This is a genomic window from Ilumatobacter sp. (assembly GCF_041688325.1).
In the GTDB taxonomy this organism is placed as follows: domain Bacteria; phylum Actinomycetota; class Acidimicrobiia; order Acidimicrobiales; family Ilumatobacteraceae; genus Ilumatobacter_A.
In genome coordinates this window covers 15,186-36,554 of record NZ_JBDNIJ010000168.1, presented here as the reverse complement: position 1 = coordinate 36,554, position 21,369 = coordinate 15,186, and the positions used below count along the sequence as shown (strand labels likewise).

General features: G+C 63.8%; 19 protein-coding genes. 13 read left to right on the top strand and 6 right to left on the bottom strand.

Features of this window, described 5'->3' with window-relative positions:
- Positions 1-78 precede the first annotated feature (78 nt).
- The gene (locus tag ACH2EI_RS10740; protein WP_395152950.1) at positions 79-453 is read right to left on the bottom strand and encodes an MmcQ/YjbR family DNA-binding protein; all 375 of its coding nucleotides are present in this window, start codon (positions 451-453) and stop codon (positions 79-81) included.
- A gap of 79 nt (positions 454-532) precedes the next feature.
- Between ACH2EI_RS10740 and ACH2EI_RS10735 the strand changes: the two genes are divergently transcribed.
- The 7 genes from ACH2EI_RS10735 to ACH2EI_RS10705 all read left to right on the top strand — a co-directional run bounded on the left by ACH2EI_RS10735 (position 533) and on the right by ACH2EI_RS10705 (position 9,442).
- Positions 533-1,621, top strand: a complete 1,089-nt coding sequence (locus tag ACH2EI_RS10735) for an AAA family ATPase (protein WP_395152949.1) — start codon at positions 533-535, stop codon at positions 1,619-1,621.
- 11 nt (positions 1,622-1,632) lie between these two features.
- Complete coding sequence (locus ACH2EI_RS10730; RefSeq protein ID WP_395152948.1) at positions 1,633-4,083, top strand: DUF5682 family protein; 2,451 nt, start codon at positions 1,633-1,635, stop codon at positions 4,081-4,083.
- Entirely contained in the window at positions 4,080-5,363 is a 1,284-nt protein-coding gene (locus ACH2EI_RS10725) for a VWA domain-containing protein (RefSeq protein WP_395152947.1), read from the top strand. The genes ACH2EI_RS10730 and ACH2EI_RS10725 overlap by 4 nt, the downstream gene beginning before the upstream one ends.
- Positions 5,364-5,435: 72 nt before the next feature.
- The gene (locus tag ACH2EI_RS10720; protein ID WP_395152946.1) at positions 5,436-5,912 is read left to right on the top strand and encodes a hypothetical protein; all 477 of its coding nucleotides are present in this window, start codon (positions 5,436-5,438) and stop codon (positions 5,910-5,912) included.
- Between the two features lie 70 nt (positions 5,913-5,982).
- On the top strand, positions 5,983-6,855 hold the full coding sequence (locus ACH2EI_RS10715; RefSeq protein WP_395159986.1) for a cobalamin-dependent protein: 873 nt from the start codon (positions 5,983-5,985) through the stop codon (positions 6,853-6,855).
- 77 nt (positions 6,856-6,932) lie between these two features.
- Positions 6,933-7,763: a hypothetical protein gene (locus ACH2EI_RS10710; RefSeq protein ID WP_395152262.1), complete on the top strand. Its 831-nt coding sequence runs from the start codon at positions 6,933-6,935 to the stop codon at positions 7,761-7,763.
- Positions 7,764-7,765: 2 nt separating this feature from the next.
- Positions 7,766-9,442, top strand: a complete 1,677-nt coding sequence (locus tag ACH2EI_RS10705; RefSeq protein ID WP_395152264.1) for a DNA polymerase Y family protein — start codon at positions 7,766-7,768, stop codon at positions 9,440-9,442.
- 21 nt (positions 9,443-9,463) lie between these two features.
- Here ACH2EI_RS10705 and ACH2EI_RS10700 read toward each other — a convergent pair whose 3' ends face one another.
- Complete coding sequence (locus tag ACH2EI_RS10700; protein ID WP_395152266.1) at positions 9,464-10,240, bottom strand: response regulator transcription factor; 777 nt, start codon at positions 10,238-10,240, stop codon at positions 9,464-9,466.
- Between the two features lie 200 nt (positions 10,241-10,440).
- Here ACH2EI_RS10700 and ACH2EI_RS10695 point away from each other — a divergent pair, with 200 nt between their 5' ends.
- Genes ACH2EI_RS10695 through ACH2EI_RS10685 form a run of 3 tightly spaced genes read left to right on the top strand, consistent with a single transcriptional unit; the run spans position 10,441 to position 16,105 of the window.
- Positions 10,441-10,992: an NUDIX hydrolase gene (locus ACH2EI_RS10695; protein ID WP_395152268.1), complete on the top strand. Its 552-nt coding sequence runs from the start codon at positions 10,441-10,443 to the stop codon at positions 10,990-10,992.
- A gap of 42 nt (positions 10,993-11,034) precedes the next feature.
- Positions 11,035-14,769, top strand: coding sequence for an error-prone DNA polymerase (locus ACH2EI_RS10690; protein WP_395159984.1), 3,735 nt, complete (start codon positions 11,035-11,037; stop codon positions 14,767-14,769).
- A gap of 52 nt (positions 14,770-14,821) precedes the next feature.
- Entirely contained in the window at positions 14,822-16,105 is a 1,284-nt protein-coding gene (locus ACH2EI_RS10685) for a fasciclin domain-containing protein (RefSeq protein ID WP_395159982.1), read from the top strand.
- 20 nt (positions 16,106-16,125) lie between these two features.
- Here the strand turns inward: ACH2EI_RS10685 and ACH2EI_RS10680 are convergent, their stop codons facing one another.
- Positions 16,126-17,325, bottom strand: a complete 1,200-nt coding sequence (locus ACH2EI_RS10680; protein WP_395152274.1) for a mandelate racemase/muconate lactonizing enzyme family protein — start codon at positions 17,323-17,325, stop codon at positions 16,126-16,128.
- Between the two features lie 101 nt (positions 17,326-17,426).
- Between ACH2EI_RS10680 and ACH2EI_RS10675 the strand changes: the two genes are divergently transcribed.
- Positions 17,427-18,248, top strand: coding sequence for an acyl-CoA thioesterase (locus tag ACH2EI_RS10675; RefSeq protein WP_395159980.1), 822 nt, complete (start codon positions 17,427-17,429; stop codon positions 18,246-18,248).
- Positions 18,249-18,320: 72 nt separating this feature from the next.
- Here ACH2EI_RS10675 and ACH2EI_RS10670 read toward each other — a convergent pair whose 3' ends face one another.
- Both ACH2EI_RS10670 and ACH2EI_RS10665 read right to left on the bottom strand, forming a co-directional pair.
- Complete coding sequence (locus tag ACH2EI_RS10670) at positions 18,321-18,830, bottom strand: NUDIX domain-containing protein (RefSeq protein WP_395152277.1); 510 nt, start codon at positions 18,828-18,830, stop codon at positions 18,321-18,323.
- Positions 18,831-18,832: 2 nt separating this feature from the next.
- Positions 18,833-19,123 (bottom strand): DUF3039 domain-containing protein, encoded by a 291-nt coding sequence (locus tag ACH2EI_RS10665; protein ID WP_395152279.1) that lies wholly within the window; start codon positions 19,121-19,123, stop codon positions 18,833-18,835.
- A 46-nt stretch (positions 19,124-19,169) separates the two neighbouring features.
- On the opposite strand from ACH2EI_RS10665, the gene ACH2EI_RS10660 reads away from it, so the two are divergent.
- Both ACH2EI_RS10660 and ACH2EI_RS10655 read left to right on the top strand, forming a co-directional pair.
- A complete protein-coding gene (locus tag ACH2EI_RS10660; protein WP_395152281.1) occupies positions 19,170-19,307 on the top strand; it encodes a hypothetical protein in 138 nt (45 codons plus the stop codon).
- A gap of 89 nt (positions 19,308-19,396) precedes the next feature.
- Positions 19,397-20,719 (top strand): MFS transporter, encoded by a 1,323-nt coding sequence (locus ACH2EI_RS10655; protein WP_395152283.1) that lies wholly within the window; start codon positions 19,397-19,399, stop codon positions 20,717-20,719.
- On the opposite strand, the gene ACH2EI_RS10650 is transcribed toward ACH2EI_RS10655, so the two are convergent.
- A complete protein-coding gene (locus ACH2EI_RS10650; RefSeq protein WP_395152285.1) occupies positions 20,688-21,356 on the bottom strand; it encodes a hypothetical protein in 669 nt (222 codons plus the stop codon). The two genes, ACH2EI_RS10655 and ACH2EI_RS10650, sit on opposite strands and share 32 nt — an antisense overlap.
- Between the last annotated feature and the right edge of the window lie 13 nt (positions 21,357-21,369).

Genomic DNA, 21,369 nt, shown 5'->3' with positions numbered 1-21,369 from the left:
TCAGCCAGAGTGTTCAGCCAGAGTGTTCAGCCAGAGTGTTCAGCCAGAGTGTTCAGCCAGAGTGTTCAGCCAGAGTGTTCAGTCGGTGAGTTCTTCGTCGAGCTGATCGATCAGGGCCTGCGGCGCGATGATCCGGAAGCTTTCTTCGATCAGATCGTGCAACCGCGCGCTCATGCTGTCGTCGAGCCCGATGATGGGGATATCGGTCCAGCCGGTGTCGTATTGCATGGCGGCAGCGCCGTCGAGTGCCGTGGCCTCGTCGTGGGACTCCTGGAGCCTGACGCCGATGCTCGGACGGTCTTGGTTGCCGTAGATCGCGAAGATCTTCTTGCGAACTTTCGTGACGCGCTCGTCGTCCCAGGGGGTGTCGAACCATGCCTCAGGCATGGAGAGCGCGTAGTTTTCGAGTTCGTCTTGAAGTTTCTTCGCACCCCGAGCGCTGATGGCAGCCATTCCTCTATTGTCGCAGCAGATCTGCGTGATCGGTCATCGCTGTGCTCATTGTGACAACAGATCACTAACGTCGGCGTTGATGACCGACTCCGAAATCCTGCGGCCTCACGCTGAGCAGCAGTTCGCCCACGAACTGGTGGCATTGAGTGCGATTGATGATCGTCCTCGGCCACCTGGTTGGAAGATGTCGCCGTGGGCTGTTGTCCGGTACCTCCTGGGTGGTGAGCTTGCCGACGGCACGGTTATCTCACCGAAGTATGTCGGCCAGCAGCGGCTCATCGAGATCGCGGTGGCGACGCTCGCTACCGATCGGGCGTTGCTGTTGCTGGGCGTGCCCGGAACGGCCAAAACCTGGGTGAGTGAGCATCTCGCTGCTGCGATCAGCGGCGATTCAACACTGCTCATTCAGGGCACCGCCGGGACCACCGAGGAAACGCTGCGGTATGGCTGGAACTATGCGCGTCTGCTTGCTGAGGGGCCATCAAGCGAGGCGCTCGTCCCGGGTCCGGTCTACCGAGGTATGCAACGTGGCGCGATCGTACGCGTCGAGGAACTCACCCGTATGCCGCCTGAAGTGCAGGACGCGCTGGTCACGGTCCTGTCAGAGAAGGTGCTCCCGGTACCGGAACTCGACAGCGAGATCGCAGCGATCCGAGGCTTCAACCTGATCGCCACGGCGAACAACCGTGACCGTGGCGTGAATGACATGTCGAGCGCCTTGCGCCGCCGTTTCAACACTGTCGTGCTCCCGCTTCCAGCAACGGCCGAAGAGGAGATCTTGATTGTCAGTCGACGCGTTGCCGAGCTGGGTGTCGCTCTGGCGCTTCCCGAGGTTCCTGCTGCCCATGACGAGATCAGGCGCGTTGTCACCGTGTTCCGTGAGCTGCGTTCGGGGATGACCGCTGACCAGCGGACGAGCCTCAAGGTTCCGACCGGCACGCTGTCGACGGCCGAGGCGATTTCGGTGGTCACCAACGGCCTTGCCCTGGCTGCGCACTTCGGTGACGGCGAACTGCGCGCCACCGACATTGCTGGTGGAATTGTCGGCGCCGTCGTCAGCGACCCGGTCAACGATGCTGTCGTGTGGCGTGAGTACCTCGAAGGTGTGGTGGCGAATCGTGCCGACTGGGGCGACTTCTACGAGGCGTGCCGCGCACTCGACTCGTGACCGGTGGGCAAGTGAACGAATCCGCTGCGCCTGACAGCGGTCCGCCTGCCGTTGACTTGCCTGCCGTTCACTTGCTGGGCATCCGCCACCATGGGCCGGGGTCGGCTCGGTCGGTGCTGGCCGCGCTCGCTGAGATTCAACCGTCGATCGTCCTCGTCGAGGCTCCGGCCGATGTCCAGCCGACGCTGTCGTGGATCGGCCATCGCGAACTCGTTCCACCGGTTGCGTTGCTGGGCTACGTCGTTGCTGAACCGGCGCGGGCGATCTTTGCACCGTTTGCATCGTTCAGCCCCGAGTGGCAAGGCATCGCATGGGCGAACGAGCGAGGCATCGAAGTTCGCGCCATCGACCTGCCACTCGCGAACACCTTTGCCGGTGCAACTCACGACGATGCCCTGACGCTTGGTGATGGTGATGGTGATGGTGATGGTGATGGTGGTGGTGGTGGTGGTGGTGGTGGTGGTGATGATGATGGTGGTGGTGGTGATGGTGATGGTGGTGGCGATGATGGTGATGGTGGTGGCGCGGTTGTCGACCAGGCGCCGCCGGACCCGCTCCGTGCGCTCGCTGCAGCGGCCGGCGACGACGATCCGGAACGGTGGTGGGAAGACGTCATCGAGCATCGCGGTGATGGTCCCCCAGCCTTCGCAGCGGTTGCCGAAGCAATGGCCGCTGCGCGCCACGGCACGGTTCCGTCGAAGGGCGAAGAGCGTCGAGAAGCGCACATGCGGCGAGCGATCCGCGTGGCAAAAAAGGACGGCCACCAAATAATCGCGGTGATCTGCGGTGCCTGGCACGTACCGGCGCTCGATCTCGATGCGCATCCGGTCAAGACCGATACGGCAACGCTGCGCGCGATGCCAAAGGCCAAGGTCGCAGCGGCATGGGTGCCCTGGACTCATCGCAGGCTCACACAGTCGTCAGGCTACGGCGCAGGGGTGGGCAGCCCCGGCTGGTACGACCACATGTTTCGCCATCCGGGCCCCGACGGAGTCGCCCGATTCTTCGTCGACGCGGCACACGTGTTGCGCTCGCGGGGCCATGCGGCATCACCCGACCACCTGATCGGCGGCACTCGACTCGCCAACACGCTCGCGGCGATGCGCAACCGGCCGCGCCCGGGGCTGGCCGAAGTACTCGACGCTGCTGATGCAGTAATGGGTGGCCTTGACCTGGTGCGCAACGAACTCGTTGTGGGTGATGCGCTCGGGTCGGTGCCCGAATCAGCCCCGCAAGTGCCGCTCGCCCGCGATCTCGCGAAGGCACAGAAGGCTGCTCGGCTCAAACCCGAAGCTGCGGCGCGCACCGTCGAAGTCGATCTCCGCACGCCGATCGGTCTGCGCAAGTCGCACCTGCTGCATCGGCTGCTGGCCATTGGTGTGCCGTGGGGCGTGCCCGAGGAGGGGCGAGGCTCATCCGGCACCTTCCGTGAGACGTGGCGGCTTGCCTGGGAGCCCGAGTTGTCGGTGCGTCTGGTCGAACAGTCGGGCTACGGCACGACCGTCGCGTCGGCCGCGACCAACCGTTTGATTGAACGCGGCCGTGCGGCGAGGGGCCTGGCCGATCTAGTTGGAGTCCTCGAATCGGCGCTGTTCGGCGACCTGCCTGACGCCGTTGAGCCGTGTGTTGTGCTGTTCGCCGCGCGTGCAGCAACCGATCCTGACGTCGGCCAATTGATGGACGCTGCGGTCCCGCTGGCCAACGCGCTGCGGTACGGAGATGTCCGCCAGACCGATGCGTCGTCGATGCGTTCGGTGTTTGACGGGATCATCGTGCGGATCCTCGCCGGGGTCGGTGTGGCGTGTCGCCAGCTTGATGACGACGGTGCAGCGGTGATGGTCGAACGGCTGACGGGCGTGCAGGCGGCGCTTGCGGTCCTCTCACACCGGGCGCGAGATCGAGCCCTCCCCGAAGTGCTCGCACAGCTGGCCGGAGCCCGCTCGGGCCACGGCCTGGTGCAAGGACGAGCGACCAGGCTGCTGCACGACGGCGGGGCCTGGACCGCTCGCGATGTCGAGCAGCGGCTGGGACAGGCGCTGTCGGGTGGAACGCCACCGGCAACCGGCGCTGCCTTCATCGAAGGGTTCCTCGCTGGCTCTGGCACGGTCCTGGTGCATGACGCCGACCTACTCGGTGTGGTCGATCGTTGGCTGTCGTCGCTGACACCTGCCGCGTTCGACTCGGTCTTTGTCCTCCTACGTCGGACCTTCGGGGCATTTGAAGCAGCCGAGCGCAGACAGATCATGGCACTGCTTCTCGATCAGGCGCCTCAGCGAACAACAGGCTTTGGGACCGACGTCGACGTCGGGCGCGCTGGCGACGTCTTGGCCACCGTGCGACGCATGCTCGGTGTCGGCCCCGGTCAACCGGTCGACGAACTCAGCGAGCAGTCGGTCAAGATGCTTGATCGAGGAGTGGTGCTTGATCAAGGAGTAGTACCTGATCGAGGAGCAGCGCTATGACCGAGACACTCGCTCGGGTCTCTGACTCTGAACGCCGTCGGCGCTGGCGATTGGTGCTCGGTGGTGCTGCTGACGATGTTCAAGAGCAGCCCACCGAACAGTCGCGCCAGAGCGCCGCCGCGGGTGCCGACAGCGCAGAGGGTGCCGACAGCGCAGATGGTGCCGACAGCGCTGATGGCTCGGGCGGCGCCGGCGACGATCCGGGTACGAACCATGCGTTGGTTGGCGACGATCGCCGGATCGACGCTGCGCTCGGCGCGCTCTATGACCGAGACGACGCAAACGTCACCGGGGAGCGCGGGCGGCGCGGTGGTGGAAAGCGTGCCGGCGGGCTCGGGCGATCGAGGCCGGGTGTCGTGCGCTGGCTCGGTGACATCCGCACGTATTTTCCGACGCCACTCGTCCAGATCATGCAGCGCGATGCGGTCGAACGGCTCGACCTCAAACAGCTCCTGCTCGAACCGGAGCTGTTGCAGTCGGTCGAACCCGACATCCACATGGTGACGCTGCTCGTCGAGTTGAACAAGATGCTTCCCGATGAGACGCGGGCCACGGCCCGCCAGATTATTGCCCAGGTGCTTGCCGACATCGAAGCCCGTCTCGTCGACCAGACCCGTCAGGCGGTTCGTGGGGCGCTGGCCCGAAGCGCTCGGACCTCGCGTCCGCGGCCTGTCGACATCGACTGGAACCACACGATTGCAGCGAACCTCAAACACTGGTTGCCGGAACATCGGACGATCATTCCCGAACGGCTCGTTGGCCACGGGCGGCGGCAGCGGAGCCTCGCCAAAGATGTCGTCATCGCCGTCGACCAGTCAGGTTCGATGGCCGACAGCGTTGTCTATGCCTCGCTGTTCGGTGGTGTGCTCGCGCAGCTTCCCGCGCTGCGAACGCAGTTCGTTGCATTCGACACCTCGGTCACCGACCTCACGTCGTTCCTGCACGACCCGGTCGAGGTGCTCTTCGGGGTGCAACTCGGCGGGGGCACCGACATCGCCAATGCGCTGAGCTACTGCCAGCAGCTCATCGAGCGACCGCGGGACAGCGTGCTGTTCCTCATTTCGGATCTCTACGAAGGTGGCAACACCGAGATGATGTATCGGCGGGTGTCCGAACTTGTCACCTCAGGCGTGCGCGTCATCGCGCTGTTGGCGCTCAGCGACGAGGGCGCACCCGCCCACGACTACACCAACGCTGCAGCGCTCACAGCGCTCGGTGCCACGGTGATGGCGATCACACCTGGCGAGTTCCCGCAGGTGCTCGCCGACGCGCTCGTCTGATCGGCAGGGTGTGGGGCAGGGTGAGGGGCGGAAACACGCACCGCAGGTTTGCCCGTGTAGCTTGTGAGCCGTATGGGTCAGCTGGTCGCCGTCACTGAGAAGCCGAGTTCCACCCCAGGTGTGGTGCGCTTCGAGATCAATCGCACGTTGTCCGGGCAGGGGCACGAGCGGTTCCGTTCGATCCTCGATGCGCACGGCAATACGCCATCTGACGAACTGGCGCGGCGCCTGTTTGGCACCGGCCAGGTCGCAAGTGTGCACGTGTACGCCAACATCATCACGGTCGACCTCGAAAAAGGGTACGACTCGGCAGGCCTTGCGGATCTCGTTCGTGACCTGCACACGTACTGGAAGCCGGGCGTCAAGCCGCCATCGCTCGAAGAGTTGCAACCTGATGAGCCAGCAGCTGCTGGCAGTTCAGGTAGCAGCCCAGGTGGTGACTCGGGTGGTGACTCGGGTGGCGTTGCACTGTCGGCAGAAGCTCAGAAGGTTCCGCCGCACTTGCTCGAGCGTGGGCGAGCTGCCCGCACCAAATGGAACTCCCGTTAATCGTCGAGCTTTCGTTTTGTAACGGGCGCAGTTTGTGCGCAGCCCGTGCGCTCGGGTGTTAATCTGCCGTATGAGCGAGGTATTGCTTGAGCGTCGCTTTTTGACGCTCCAAGAAGCTGCTGATGAACTCGGCGTGCACTACATGACTGCATACCGGTATGTCCGGCTGGGCCTCATGGACGCCGACAAGATCGGTGGCACGTGGAAGGTCTCACCCGATGCAGTGGCGGCGTTCCGGGCTGGTTCCGTGCGATCGCCGGTTGCAGCAGGGGAGCGCGCTCCGTGGAGTGAGCGACTCGAGTCGCGCTTGGTTGCTGGTGATGCCCGTGGGGCCTGGGGCGTCATCGAGGCCGCGATGGCGGCTGGCAAGGAATTGGACCAGGTGTACCTCGAGATACTCACGCCAGCCATGGTGAGCATCGGTGAACGGTGGAGCACAGGTGAACTCGACATCGACGTCGACGTCGACATCGACATCGCCATCGAACACCGTGCGAGTGCGATAGTGATGCGGATCATCGGTCGGATCGGGCATCGGTTCGCACGTCGTGGACGAGCCCGCGGGACCGTGATCACTGCCGCTCCGGTGGGCGAGAACCACACGTTGCCGTTGGCGATGCTCAGCGATCTGTTGCGGCTTGAGGGCTGGGAAGTCTCTAATCTGGGCGCCGACCTCCCCGCCAAGTCATTGGGGCTGTTTGTTACCGACACTCCTGATGTCGTTGCGGTCGGGATCTCCGTCTCGACAGAGGACTGTCTTGCGCAGCTCGCCGAGTCATGCGCTGCAGTGCGTGCAGTTGCGCCGAAGTTGCTGGTCGTTGCTGGGGGCCGAGTGATTCGCGACGACGATCACGCTCGATCACTGGGTGCCGACGGTGCAGCGACGAGTGGCCAACAGATGAGTCTGCTCATTGAAGAACATCTGGCGACCCTGCAGAAATAATCAGCCTGACCACGCTGACCAGAGTTCGAGATCTCCGGTCATGCTGATATCGAACACATGTTCGATATCATGCCGGAATGGACATTGCAGTACGAGACATTAACGACGACGTTGCCGCCGAGCAAGGTCACGACGTCGAAGCATCGTCATCGTCATCGTCATCGTCATCGTCATCGTCATCGTCATCGTCATCGGTGTTGACGGCACTCGCTGAGCGAGTTGCGCCAGTGTCGATGGCTCGTGAACGTGTGTTGCCGGTCGCCGAGCACGTCACCGAACTCTTCTCCGAAGGCGGCTTGGTGCGCGGCCGTGTCCTGTCGTGTCGTGGCATGGCTGCGACGTCGGCGTCACTCAACCTGGTTGCTGCTGCGGTGGCAGCAGGGTCGTGGCTGGCAGTGATCGATGTACCCACGCTCGGGCTTGATGCGGCCAGCGAGCTCGGGGTGCCGCTCGAACGCATTGTCGCGATCGACACCTCCCTGGGCGACAAGCCCACTGCAGCCAATGTCGCTGCACGCGCAGCTCGGTGGGCTGACGTAGTCGCTGCTGCTGCCGATGGATTCGAAGTGATGCTGACGCGGGTGCCTGCTGAGGTCACGGCCAGCACGATGCGCAAGGTCGCCACCCGTTTGCAGCAGCGTGGAGTCGTCATGCTGGTGCTCGGTGACCCAGGGCCGTTGGTGTGCGACGGCGTGATCGACACCACCGAGCAGATCTGGTCGGGTGTGGGTGCCGGATGGGGGCACCTGCAGCAGCGTACGGTCGACATGTCGGCATCTGGACGCCGGGTGCCGGGCCGCCGATGTATCTCGCTGGCGTTGCCGTCTGGCGCTGAGGCCACGCCGAGCAAACGCGACGCAGAAGCTGCTGTCGACAATTGCCCGCCACTGCTCTCTGCGGTGAGCTGATCATGGACGGTCCGCCACTGCGCATGGTCACGGTGTGGCTACCTGACTGGCCGGTGGTCGCTGCCGGGTTTCGTCCCGAACAGTTGGCTGCAGTAATGCACGCCAACCGGGTGGTGGCGCGCACTGCTGCGGCTGCCGCCGAGGGCGTGGTCATCGGGCAGCGCCGTCGGCAGGCCCAGCAGCGATGCCCTGACATCGTTCTTGCTGATCACGACGTTGCTCGCGATGCCCGCGAGTTCGAGCCAGTGGTGCGCGCTGTTGCCGAGTTCGCGCCGCGGCTCGATGTGGTCGAAGCGGGCTGGGTCAGCCTGGCAGCACGTGGCCCGTCGCGATACTTCGGCGGCGATGAGGCACTGTCGAATGTGCTGCTCGAAGCCATTGGTACTGCGGTGGGTGCTGCTGCGGTGGGTGCTATTGCGGTGGGTATCGAGGGAGTGGGTGCGTCTGTTGGCGTTGGCGTAGCTGATGGCCGGTTTGCATCGAGCGTGGCAGCGCGGCTGTCGGTACGGCGGCGCTCTCCGGTCCTGGTCGAAGCGGGCGGGTCGGCAGCCTTCTGTGCGCCATTGCCGATCGGTTGGCTGCAGACGTTGGGGGAGTCCGACCCCGAGATGATTGACCTGTTCATTCGGCTCGGTCTGCGTCGGCTTGGTGACCTTGCTGCGCTCACGGTCAGCGATGTGCTCGGGCGTTTCGGCCACCCCGGTGTGCACGCCCATCGGTTGGCATCAGGTACCGATCATCGCTTGCCGAGCACCACCGATCCATCGCCGGAGCGTCGGCTTGACCACGTGCTCGAGGACCCGGTTGCTCAGGCAGCTGCAGTGGTCTTTGTCGCCAAGCAGTTGGCTGACGAGTTGGCGCAGGCCCTGTCGGCTGAAGGTCGCGTGTGCACTCGGCTGGTCGTGCAGCTCGAGACCGAGCACAGTGAGCGATCTGAACGTTCGTGGTTTCGCTCGGCAGGGCTGAACGCTGCAGCGATGGTCGAGCGTGTTCGGTGGCAACTCGATGCGTGGATCAATCTGCCGCGGGGGAGTGATCAGGAGATCACCGGTGGCATTGCGCTCATCAGGCTCACACCCGACGAGGTACGCGCTGACGTCGGGAGCCAGCTCGGGTTGTGGGGCGGCCAGTCCGAAGCCGACCGGCAGGCAGCGCGGAGTATCGCCCGACTGACCATGCTCACCTCTGACGAAGCAGTCACGGTGCCGGTGTGGCATGGCGGGCGGCTGCCAGCTGATCGCTATCGCTGGGTGTCGGCGTCGATGGTCGATCTTGATCAACGGCAGCGGGCGACGTCAGCTGCCGGGACGGGAAGTGGACCATTAGGTCCCTGGCCAGGCTCACTTCCGTCACCATCGCCGGCCACGGTGTTTGCCGAGCCGCATCCGGTTGAAGTCTTCGATGCAGCAGGGCAACCAGTCAAGGTCAGTGGGCGCGGAGTGGTGTCAGCTGGCCCTGCTCAGTTCAGGTTGCTCACCGGCGACGAAGCGTCAGGGTGGCGGCGCGGGCGGTTGCGACAGGTCGCTGCATGGGCGGGGCCGTGGCCGATCGACGAGCGCTGGTGGGAGCCCGAACGGCATCGTCGATTGGCCCGCTTCCAGATGGTCACCGACGATCAGTGCAGTTACCTCGTGATTGCCGAACATCAACGCTGGTGGATCAGTGCCCTCTACGACTGAGGTCTGATGCTCAGCGAGAGATCAGCCGATGCCGATGCCGATGCTGACGCCGACGGCGAGGGGGATTTCGATAGCGTCGGTGATGTCGTTGGCGAGGCGGAAGCCGACCCCGCGGACGGTGTGAATCACCTTGGTGCCGGGGGCTGCCTGGTCGAGCTTGCGACGCAGGTTAGACAGGTGCACATCCACGACGTGGCTGTCACCAACCCAGCGCGGTCCCCAGACGGCATCAAGCAGTTCTTCACGTGTGCACACTTCGGTGGGGCGACGGCAGAGCTGCTCGAGCAGCGAGAATTCGATGCGAGTGGTCTGAGCTTCTTCGTCATCAACACGGACTTCGCGGCGGCCAAGGTCGATGGTGAGCGGGCCGAAGACAAGCGATGCGGCGCTGACGCTCTCGACACGCTGCTGCAGCTGACGCGGGCGGCGGAGCATCGCGTAGCAACGGGCAGCGAGTTCATCGACATGCAGAGGGGTGGAAATGGCGTCGTCAGCACCGGACTGCAGCACGGCGGAGCGCACACGGTGCTCGCCTTCACCGGCGATACACAACAGGTACTGCTCGGTTGAGTTACGGAGTTTTTCGAACAGCGGTCGGCCCTCTGGCGTCACGAGGCGCGAGTCGACGATCAGCACATCGGGGGAGAACGACTGAGCAAGCAGCATGGCTGCTTCGGCGTCGGTCGGTGCGCTGACACAGAAGCCCGAGGAACGCAGGCCAGCAACGGCGACCCGACGCAGGTCAGGATCAGATACCGCAATGAGAATGCGAGGTGCGAGATTGATTTCTTGGTCCATAATTATTTCTTCCGCCAGGAGTCATCCGCCGACCGGATTGGAATGCGGTCGGCTATGGAGCCATGTCGAGCGGTTGGCCCGTTCGTTATGACCTTCACCGAGGTATCGGTTGGAATCGTCGACAACTGAAGAAAAAATTGACAACAAAAATACAGCGATGTGATTTGGATCGGTCCGCCCGACGGCCAACAATGAGATGCATGTCGCTCGATGTGCTTGCTCGATTGCGGTCCGACGTGGCAGCGCGTGTCGCGGTCAACGAACGTGAACAGGTGTCGGTTGAACGGTTCGTCGAGGCATTCGACCAGCTCAGCGACCCGCTGTCGCAGGAATCCGATCCGATTCACGTCACCGGTTCAGCGCTGGTGGTCGGCCCGCGCGGCGTGATCTTGCTGAAGCACAAGCGGCTTGGCTTCTGGCTGCAGCCAGGTGGACACATCGATCCGGGGGAGACGCCGTGGGCCGCTGCACTGCGTGAGACTCGCGAAGAAACTGGGCTCGACGTCGCCTTTTTCGACTCGCTCGACGCCGACGATGTGCCGCCCCTCGTGCACGTCGATGTGCATGCCGGTGGTCGAGGGCACACACATCTCGATGTGCGGTACCTGATCGACGGTGGCGCTGGCGACCCTGCTCCGCCGGCGGGTGAGAGCCAAGAGATCGACTGGTTTGAGTGGGACGCAGCAGTCGAACGCGCCGATCCTGGCCTCGAAGGGATCTTGCGGCATCTCCAAGCCAGATTTGCATTCTGATTCAACTTGCAAGTGTAGAACAAGTGTTCGATAATTGGAGGGATGGGGTTCAACAACCCGTCCTGGTCATGGAGCGAACTCGAAGCAACCCTGTCGGGTCAGTCGCCATCATCAGGGCCGCAGCAACAGAGTACGAAGCAGACCAACCGAGATGGCCGCGCGCCGCGAAGCCCATCGTGGAATGCCGGTGGCGACAGCCCGGCATGGAGCCGCAAACGGCAGCCGTTCGAAACACCTGACGGGCTGCAGGGCCCTGCGTCAGATGCCGATGTCGTCCCGTACGCAGAGCTGCACTGTCATTCGAATTTCTCGTTTCTCGACGGCGCCTCTCATCCCGAAGAACTCGCCATCGAAGCAGCTCGACTCGGGCTCACAGCGCTGGCAATCACGGACCACAACGGGTTCTACGGGGTGGTGCGATTTGCCGAGGCGGCCAAGGCTGTCGGCCTGCTCACCGTGTTCGGCGCCGAGATCACCCTGACCGACGGCCTGCTTCCTGGCTTAGGAGTGGCGCGCAGCGAACCGGACACCGACCGCCAGGTGGTCACTGGTCGTGTCCCTGATTCGCATGCGCCCGACCCCCCAGGAACCCACCTTCTGGTGCTGGCCGATGGGGTCGAGGGATACGGCAAGCTCTCGCGGGCGTTGAGCATCGGACATCTGGCTGGCGAAAAGGGTGCACCACAGTTCGCTTTCGCCGACTTGGCTGAGATGCTGGCGGGCCATGTCTGGGTCCTTACCGGCTGCCGCAAGGGCGGGGTGCCCGCAGCCCTGTCCAGCGGTCAGCCCGAGGCGGCGCGACGAGAACTCGACCACCTGATCGAGGGGTTTGGACAGGATCGTGTGCTGGTCGAACTGTGGGATCACGGCGATCCGCTCGACTCGGCCCGCAACGATGCGCTGTACGAACTCGCCCAGCAGGCGGGGGTCGGTTGCGTGGCGACCAACAACGTTCACTATGCAACACCCGCGCAACGCAAGCTGGCCACCGCACTGGCCGCGGTCAGGTCACGGCGCAGCCTGGCCGATGTCGACGCGTGGCTGCCGGGTTCGGCGGGAGCCCATCTGCGATCCGGCGCCGAGCAGCAGGCTCGCTTCGCGCGGTATCCGGGCGCGGTCGAGCGGGCCGCCGTTGTTGGCCGGGCAGCGGCGTTCGACCTCGCACTCGTGGCACCGAAGCTGCCACCGTTTCCCTGCCCCGCCGGTGCCGGTGCCGGTGCCGGTGCCGGTGCCGGTGCTGGTGATGCTGATCAGCCGCTCACCGAGATGCAGTATTTGCGCCAGGTTGCTGAAGCCGGCGGCACGAAGCGTTACGGGGCTCGACCGAACGCCGCCTCCGTGGCGAACGGGGGAACAGCCTCCGTGGCGAACGGGGGAACAGCCGAAGACTTGTCATTGCGGTCCAGGGCCTGGCAGACCATCGACCGTGAGTTGGCGCTGATCGACCAGCTCGACTTCGCTGGCTATTTCCTCGTGGTGTGGGATCTCGTCGAATTCTGCCGCCGCTCCGACATTTACTGTCAGGGACGAGGGAGTGCAGCGAACTCGGCGGTCTGCTACGCCATCGGGGTCACAGCTGCCGATGCCGTGTCGCTCGGCCTGCTGTTCGAGCGGTTCCTGTCACCCGAGCGGGACGGCCCACCCGACATCGACATCGACATCGAGTCCGACCGTCGCGAGGAAGTCATCCAGTACGTCTATGAACGCTACGGACGACATCACACTGCACAGGTCGCCAACGTGATCACCTACCGGGCGCGTTCGGCGGTGCGCGACATGGCCACAGCGCTCGGCTACGAACCCGGCCAGCAAGACGCCTGGTCGAAACAGGTCGACGGCTGGGGTGGAGTTGCCGTGACGATGGAGCAGCAGGACCAAGAACAGCGCAGTACGGCGAACTTCCGGTCCGGCACGGCGGCGTCTCCGGACGCGTCGCCGGCCGCAGCAACAAGGGATTGTTTGATTCCGAAGGCAGTGCTCGAGTTGGCGCTCGAAGTCGAAGACGCGCCGCGCCACCTCGGCATCCACTCGGGTGGCATGGTGATTGCGGACCGGCCGGTGATCGAGGTGTGCCCGGTCGAGTGGGGCCGGATGGACAAGCGGTCGGTGCTGCAGTGGGACAAAGACGACTGTGCGGCAACGGGCCTCGTGAAGTTCGATCTGCTTGGCCTCGGCATGCTCTCGGCGCTCCACTACGCCGTCGACCTGGTGCGTGAACACCGGGGTTACGAGATTGACATCGCGACCATCCCGCAGGACGACGACGTCTACGCGATGTTGTGCCGCGCCGACACCGTCGGGGTGTTCCAGATCGAGTCGCGCGCCCAGATGGCGACCTTGCCACGCCTCAAACCGCGCCGGTTCTATGACCTGGTGGTCGAGGTCGCGCTCATCCGGCCAGGCCCGATCCAGGGCGGTTCGGTACACCCGTACATCCGGCGCCGCAACGGCCAGGAACAGGTGACCTATCTCCACCCGTTGCTGGAGAACTCATTAGGCAAGACCCTTGGGATTCCGCTCTTCCAAGAACAGTTGATGCAGATGGCGATCGACGTCGCCGGCTTCACCCCGGCCGAGTCCGACGAGCTGCGACAGGCCATGGGGTCGAAACGATCGGCTCGACGGATGGAGCAGCTCAAGCAGCGGCTCTACGCCGGGATGGAAACCAACGGCATCGTCGGCGACATCGCCGACGAGCTGTATCTCAAGATGAAGGCATTCGCGAACTACGGGTTTCCCGAGTCACACTCGGTCAGCTTTGCGTATCTCGTCTACGCCTCGTCGTGGATCAAGTACCACGAGCCAGCAGCGTTCTGTGCGGCACTCCTGAACGCCCAGCCAATGGGGTTCTGGTCGCCACACACACTGGTTCGCGATGCCCGTCGACACGGTGTGGTGGTCCACACCCCCGACCTCAATGCGTCGCTGGCGGGCGCCACCTTGGAACCCTGCCCGCCGAATGTCGACGGTGAGCCAGCAGGGGCATCAGCGAGAGCGTCGGAGGTGGCGTCGGAGGTGGCGTCGGAGGTGACGTCGGAGGTGACGTCGGAGGTGACGTCGGCGGGCGGTGTGGCAGTCAGGCTTGGCCTCGGTTCGGTGCGCGGCATCGGCAGCAAACTGGCCAAACAGATCGAAACGGTGCGCGCAGCGGGCGGCTTGTTTACCGACACCGAAGACCTCGTGCGCCGTGTTCCTGACCTGCAACTTTCGCAGCTTGAAGCGCTGGCCACCGCCGGGGTGTTCACCGAGTGTTTTGCGCTCAATCGCCGCGAAGCGATATGGACGGTCGGCGCCACGGTCCAGTCGCGACCTGGTCGACTGGAAGGCATCATCACCGGTGATGTTGCGCCTCGGTTGCCAGGGATGACTCCGGTGGAAGAAGCTGTTGCAGATCTGTGGGCCACCGGCGTGTCGCCTGATGGGCACCCCACACAGTTTGTTCGCAAGGAACTGGATGCGATTGGTGTGCTGACGTCGGTGCAGTTGTGGAATGCAGAACCCGGCTCAGTGGTTCATGTTGCCGGAGTGGTGACGCATCGCCAGCGACCGCAAACCGCGCAGGGGGTGACCTTCCTCAACCTCGAAGACGAGACCGGGTTGATCAACGTGGTGGTGTCGAAAGGATGTTGGCATCGGTTCCGCAAGGTGGCTCGCGAGGCCCCCGCAATGGTGATCCGCGGCCGGCTCGAGCGGGCCGAAGGTGTGATCAACATCGTGGCCGAACGGCTCGATCCGTTGCCGATGGCAGGCAAGACACAGAGCCGCGACTTCCGCTAAGAGTCGGTCGATTGACAGTTTTGATGAGCACCCCGTTGGCTACCGTCTGACAATGTCCGATCCGCGTCTGCCTGATCCCGAACTCGATCCCACAACCGGAGCTCTGCACGCCGACTTCACCGACTACGCCCTACCGCCCGAACGCAGTACCCCGAGTGCCGCTGCGGTTGTCTCGATCATCCTGGTTCTGTTTCTGGTGATTGGAGCAATCGTCTTTTTCGCGACTCGGAGCGACGACAGTGGCGAGACCGTCATCACCGACAACGCTGCGGCGATCACGCTCACTCTCCAGCGCATCTCGCCCAACTCCAACCCGATTCCAGCGTCGATTATCGCTGAGATCACTGGCCCTGCCGACGCGCCCGCCGCGTTCATCTGGCTGGCACCCGCCAACGCCGTTGCACCGGCTGCCGCCACAGCGGTCACTGACGGCAACGGCGAGGTGGTGTTCCAATGGGCGCCGCTCGAACGAATCGATCCGTCGTCGGAGTGGCGATCAGACGTCGTGCTGCAGGAAGAACTGCGACCCAACGAGACGCTCGCTGCCGTCAGCTCTGCGTGCACCTTGAACCGTCCGAACGCACTTGGTGGTGGCGAGACGACGTCGAACATCTCGATCGCTGCCGAGATCGAAACAGCGCCGGTGACTGCAGCTCGTGGCGTGTCATATCGCTTCCCCGGTCACGACTTCCTGCCGGGTGATCGTGTTCGCTGTGAAATCGTTGCCGGTGCACTGAACATCGAGCCAGCGACCACACTTGCTCCAGAGACGGCACTCGAATCTACGACCACGGTTGTCCCCGAAACGACGCTGGTATCGACGACGGTCCCGGCGACCACGCAGCCCCCGGCAACAACGCAGCCGCCAGCAACAACGCAGTCGCCTGCAACGACGGTGGCCCCGATCACCACGGAAGTCCCCGCGACCAATGCACTGACAACCGTCGACGCTCGTATCGACCTGTCGACCTTCCGCAATCTGATCGCTCGTGCCGGCCTGCGTGAGCAACTCGGCCGCGACGACGTGCGGATCACCCTGCTTGCGCCGGACAACGATGCAATCGCTGCCTTCCTCGCCGAAGACGGAGCGCCGGATCTGAACGATGAGGCCACAGTGAGAACTTTTATCCTCTCGTACGTCTTCGTCGGCGACATCCTCGAGTCGAGCGATATCGCTGCTCGTCGCGAGTTGCAGTTCGAAGAGGGCCCCGTTCGGGCCATCGATGCAACTGTCTCGCCGATCACGATTGGTGGAGCCCCGGTCATTGCCACCGATGAACTCACCGACCTCGCAGTGGTGCACACACTCGGGTCGACCTTCGCCACCGCCGAGTAGGCGAACATCCTGGTGTGTGTCTACCGGATTGGATTGGGGTGCATGCCGAGGTGCAGATCGGTGGCGTCACCCGGGTCCGGCACGTACGGGTTTGCCAGGGCGACGGCTTCGTTCAGGGCCGTGCCGAGGCCGGGCTCGCGTGACGGGATCACTCGGCCGTCTTGCCACTGGATCGGCGTCGTCAGCAGCTCGGCGTGGAAGCCTGTCCAGTCTTGGATGCCTTCGATCATCAAGAGGTTGGGGAGCGTCACCGCGAGCTGGATGTTGGCCGCCCCGAGGATTGGACCGGAATAGAGATGCGGTGCGATCTGACAGCCGGACGCCTCGGCGATCGCAGCAATCTTCTTCGCCGCAAGGATGCCACCGCACCGCCCGAGATTGGGCTGCCAGATCGCTGCAGCCTGATGCCGAGCGAGTGCAGCAAACTCAGAAATCGTGGTGAGTCGCTCGCCCGTTGCCACCGGAATGGTTGTCTGACGAGCAACGCGAGCCATCTCTTCGGGCGCGTCGGCGACGGTCGGCTCTTCGAACCACAGCGGATCGAACTGCTCGAGCTGGCGGGCCAGACGGATCGCTCCGGCAGCGGTGAACTGGCCGTGCGTACCGAACAACAGGTCGGCTCGATCGCCGACGGCCTCACGAATCGCTCCGGTGATCGCGACCGATCGGCTCATGTCATCGAGGCTCGGCATGTGCCCGTCGAATGCGGTGTACGGCCCGGCCGGGTCGAACTTCACCGCATCGAACCCGCGGCTCACTTCGAAGGCGGCCTGCTCGGCGGCTTGGGACGGGTCGCTGTAGACGTCGGGTCGTTCGGCATTCGGGTACAGGTACGTGTACGTGCGCAGCGTGTCGTGGACACGTCCGCCGAGCAGGTCGCTGATCGGCTTGCCGGCGTCCTTGCCAACGATGTCCCAGCAGGCCATCTCGATGCCGCTCATGATGCCGACGAGCGTCGGATCGGGGCGCAGGGAGTAACCGCTTGAGTACATCTGCCGCCAGAGCAGTTCGATTCGATTCGGGTCGGCATCGATGACCCAGCGCTCGGCGATGTCGTTGACCATTGTCGCCACGGTGTTCGGGCCGACAGTGGCGACATAGATCTCGCCGTAGCCGACCACGCCCGTTTCGGTGGTGAGTTTGACGACGATGAAGTACTTGCCACCGAAGTGCGGGGGCTTGTTCCCGATGACGAACGTGGTGCAGTCAGTGATCTTCACTCCGCCACCCTGACAGAAATACGTCGCGTCATGCCAGGTGCTGATGACGGGACATCTCTCGGAGTTGGTTTGGCACAGCGATTTCTGCCACGGTCTCGGCCGTGAGTACACCGTTTGAACTGTTAGCACTCGAGCAGGGCGACACTCCAACGAGCTTTCGCCTCCCGGCCGCGGCGGCGTTGACCACGCCGTTCGACTTCCTCTACGGCGGATCCGGCATCGCAGCATCGGTCGAAGCTGCCGAGCGCGTGACCGGTCGCCCACTGATGTGGATCACGACGCAGTTCCTGGCCAACGCCGCCACCGGGCAAACCGTCGACATCGAGGTCGACGTCCCGGTTGCAGGCCGGGCAACATCGCAGGTCCAGGTCACGGCGCAAGTCGGAGGTGCGCTCATGCTGTCGTCGATCTGCGCGCACACGAGCCGCCCGGACGGCGACGTCGAGCAATTCCACACGATGCCGTCCGTGCCATCGCCCGACGAGTGCAGCGAGATGGTCGAACCGTTTAAACTCGGCGGCGACCGACCCCCGGCGTTCTACGACGCCATGGAGCGCCGGGTCGCTGCAGGCGCGATCGTCTTCGACGAGACACGCACGCCGCAACGCGGCCTCATCGCCATGTGGTGTCGCCTTCGCCATGAGCCGATCGGCTCGGCTGCCACGTTGGCCTACGTCGCGGACGTCGTGCCGCTGGGTGTGTGCGTGGCGCTCGGCCGACCCCTCGGCGGCACCAGCATCGACAACACGTTGCGGATGGTCAGGACCGACGTCGCAACCGAGTGGGTGCTGCTCGAGGTCGTGCCGGACTCGTTCCAACGTTCGATCGGCCACGGGACCGTGCGCATGTGGGCCGAGTCAGGCGAACTCCTGGCGGTTGCGCAGCAGACCTGCATTATCCGCACATCACACCATCAGCGCTGAGGGCGACGCCGGCCTGGCGATCGTTTGATCTTGTCTGCTGGATGTCTGCTGGATGTCTGCTGGATTCGGTGTTCAGGATTCGGTTTCGATGGGGGAATCTGGGATGCCGTCGTTCACGAGCGATCGGAGGAGCTCGGGCAAGGCTGCGGGAGCAAAGCCGATGTCCGAGCCGGCCATGATCTCGTCGTAGCTCCACCACCTCATCTCGTGGACCCGTTCGGCTCGCATCTGCTCCCAGCCGATTCCTGGAATCGCCTCGAATTGCTCGGTGCGGATGAGGTAAATCTCGCCGCGCTGGCCGTCGTAGGTGCCGTCGACGAACGGAATGATGTGCTCGCGTGTCCAGATGTGTGGGCCGATTTTGGGATCGTGCAGCCCCGTCTCCTCGATCAGTTCGCGGCGCAGTGCGGTGACATGGTCTTCGCCTGGGTCGAGGCCGCCACCGGGCAGTGCCCATACCTGACGAGTCGGAAACTCGAACCGAACCATCAACACGTCGTTCGACGGGGTCAAGATGACGGCGCGAACAGCCTGACGGATGCGCAGCGCTGGTTTGTCAGCAGTGTCTGACGGTTCGGTCACCGTCAGTCTTTCGGTGAATCGCTGAGACCGTCGTTGAAGTCCTTGTAGAGCCCATACATCGCTTTGCACTCCTCACACACGGGCAGCTGCTTCGGGTCGCGTGATGGCACCCAGGTGAAACCGCACAGGGCCACGACGGGGGTACCCATCACGCGGGCTTCCAGCACGACTGCGGCGGCGTTCTCGCCTCGCTTGACCTTGACGATGTGTGCAACGGTCGGCTTGGCGGTTTCGGTCTGCTCGTCGGTGAGCAGATCGGTGTCGAGCACCGGCATGGTTTCCAAATCCGTCATATCAGCAGTGAATCACATTTCGAAGTCAATGGGGTACGGTGCAGGGGTGCTCATCACAATTGTCGTCACCGTCGCAGCAGTTGTTGCTGCCGCGGGCGCCGTGATTGCTGATGAACGTCGCGACGCCGAACGGCGTCTACCGATTCCCGTTCGGGTCAAGCCGCAGCGTCGACCACAGGACTGATCCTGGTGAGCTCAAGCGAGCGATTCACCGACACATGACACAGCACTCCATGTGCTTGTGATTGCTTCGAATGAGGCAGGATCATTGAGATGGCAAGGAAGAGGAGCAGGACGAGTACGGCGTTTTCGTCCCTCAAGATTCCCGATTATCGGCGCCTCTGGTGGGCCGGAACGTTCTCGTTCATGGCTGTTCAGATGCAGTTCCTGCTCCGTGGCATCCTTGCTTGGGACCTGACTGAACGCGACGGAGCGATCGGCCTCATCTACCTCGTGTTCGGGTTCACGATGTTGATCGCCACACCACTTGGTGGCGTCGCCGCCGACCGGCTGTCGAAGCGAACGGTCATGCTCTGGAGTCAACTCGTGCTGAGTCTCGCCGCTGTCGGGATGGGCGCAGCGGTCGTCGCCGGTGTCGAACAGTTCTGGATGCTCGCCGTCGCCGGGTTCTTGCAGGGTTCGGCTTTTGGCTTCTACGGGCCGGCACGAGTGGCGTTCACCACCGAACTCGTCGGACGCGAGCAACTGGGCAACGCGATTACCTTGTCGCTGTTGAGCATGAACGGCACGCGAGTCATCGCTCCATCGTTCGCCGGAGCGCTTGCAGGTGTTGCGATCTTTGGGATTGGGGGCGCCTACATGGTGGCTGGCGGGCTCTCTGTGCTCTCGTTCGTCGCTGTGCTGCGTCTGCCGAAGGTGCCGCCGGTCAGCCGTCGTGGACCGACGAACCCGTTCGTCGAGATGTGGGATGGCGTCCGCTACGTCTCGGAACGCAAACATCTCCGACGGCTCCTGATCAGCTCATTTCTCGTCATTATGTTCGGCTTCAACTATGTGGTGTTTATCCCGGCACTGGTCAAAGACACGTTCAACCTCGACAATGACAGCTGGGTTGGCCTGATCAGCTCGGCATCGTCGATCGGCGCGCTCGCCGTCGGATTCTGGCTCGCCAGCCGGGCCGATCAGCCAGGTCGCTGGCGTGTCATGGTCATCACCGGCACCATCTTTGCGACCGGCGTGGTCGCGCTTGCGGTCGCTCCTGATTTTTGGATGGCCGTGGTGATCGTCGTGGTCATCGGCGGTGGGACCAGCGGCTACCAGACCCTGTCGAACGCCATTGCACTCAACCTCGCCGAGCCTTCCCACCAGGGTCGTGTGCAATCACTGCTCCAGCTCAGTTTCGCTGGCTTCGGCATTGCTGCACTTCCATTGGGCTTACTCGCTGAAGCGATCGGCCGACGTCAGGCGATGGTTGTCATGGGGCTCGCTGGCACTGTGGCCATCGTTGTCTACTGGATGCTCGAGGGCAGTGATGCGGAAACGATCGAGGCCGGAATCCCGCATGAACCAGCGGCGACGTCGAGCGAGGTGTCGCCCGGCTACGTCAGCTACGAATCGACGCAATCTCCATGCTGATGTTCGCCCTGGCCGAGGCTTCCCACAGCTCACGGCCCGTGGCAGTGGCGTAGATCGACTCCCGGTCGAGGAAGGCCTGCATCACGGCGGCTCGGCCGTCGTTCCACTCGCGATCATCGAGATGGGTGTACTCGTCCCGAACTGCTTTGGTGTACCGGGCATATTCGGTCTCGTCGGCACCAAGGATCGCAAGGTCGGCGTCGTTCATCACGGCCGCGTCGCTGCTCGCCGGGTCGAGGTGGGTCTTGGTGCCTTCGATCATCGCAGCGACAGCGTCGGCACGATCATCAGCCCAACCGAGTGCGATGAGGTCGCGACGCGCGAGCCGGGCGCTCGCCCGCTCGTTGGCCGGATGCTGGGGTTCATAGACAGCATCGTGGTAGAGCACCGCGGCGATGATTGCACCGAGGTCGTTGACCTGTTCGTGTTCGGTGAGGGCAGCGATCGAGACGAGCACGGCTTCGACGTGGCCGATCTTGTGGTAGCGGCGTTGCCGCTCGCGGTACCGGATCACCAGCCGGTCGAGGAGGTCGCTTCCGGCGCCGAGGTGTTCGGCCCAGGCGAGCTCGACGGGTGTCGGCGGCCGGTCAGCCGCGTCAGTTGCAGTGTCGCGGTTGGCGTCATCGTGTGTGGTCACCCGTGCAGTCTGG

What these genes read in the sequence shown, in the direction of transcription:
- ACH2EI_RS10740 (WP_395152950.1), bottom strand. Translation starts at nt 453, where the DNA reads ATGGCTGCCATCAGCGCTCGGGGTGCGAAGAAACTTCAAGACGAACTC.
- ACH2EI_RS10735 (WP_395152949.1), top strand. Translation starts at nt 533, where the DNA reads ATGACCGACTCCGAAATCCTGCGGCCTCACGCTGAGCAGCAGTTCGCC.
- ACH2EI_RS10725 (WP_395152947.1), top strand. Translation starts at nt 4,080, where the DNA reads ATGACCGAGACACTCGCTCGGGTCTCTGACTCTGAACGCCGTCGGCGC.
- ACH2EI_RS10720 (WP_395152946.1), top strand. Translation starts at nt 5,436, where the DNA reads ATGGGTCAGCTGGTCGCCGTCACTGAGAAGCCGAGTTCCACCCCAGGT.
- ACH2EI_RS10715 (WP_395159986.1), top strand. Translation starts at nt 5,983, where the DNA reads ATGAGCGAGGTATTGCTTGAGCGTCGCTTTTTGACGCTCCAAGAAGCT.
- ACH2EI_RS10710 (WP_395152262.1), top strand. Translation starts at nt 6,933, where the DNA reads ATGGACATTGCAGTACGAGACATTAACGACGACGTTGCCGCCGAGCAA.
- ACH2EI_RS10705 (WP_395152264.1), top strand. Translation starts at nt 7,766, where the DNA reads ATGGACGGTCCGCCACTGCGCATGGTCACGGTGTGGCTACCTGACTGG.
- ACH2EI_RS10700 (WP_395152266.1), bottom strand. Translation starts at nt 10,240, where the DNA reads ATGGACCAAGAAATCAATCTCGCACCTCGCATTCTCATTGCGGTATCT.
- ACH2EI_RS10695 (WP_395152268.1), top strand. Translation starts at nt 10,441, where the DNA reads ATGTCGCTCGATGTGCTTGCTCGATTGCGGTCCGACGTGGCAGCGCGT.
- ACH2EI_RS10690 (WP_395159984.1), top strand. Translation starts at nt 11,035, where the DNA reads ATGGGGTTCAACAACCCGTCCTGGTCATGGAGCGAACTCGAAGCAACC.
- ACH2EI_RS10685 (WP_395159982.1), top strand. Translation starts at nt 14,822, where the DNA reads ATGTCCGATCCGCGTCTGCCTGATCCCGAACTCGATCCCACAACCGGA.
- ACH2EI_RS10665 (WP_395152279.1), bottom strand. Translation starts at nt 19,123, where the DNA reads ATGACGGATTTGGAAACCATGCCGGTGCTCGACACCGATCTGCTCACC.
- ACH2EI_RS10655 (WP_395152283.1), top strand. Translation starts at nt 19,397, where the DNA reads ATGGCAAGGAAGAGGAGCAGGACGAGTACGGCGTTTTCGTCCCTCAAG.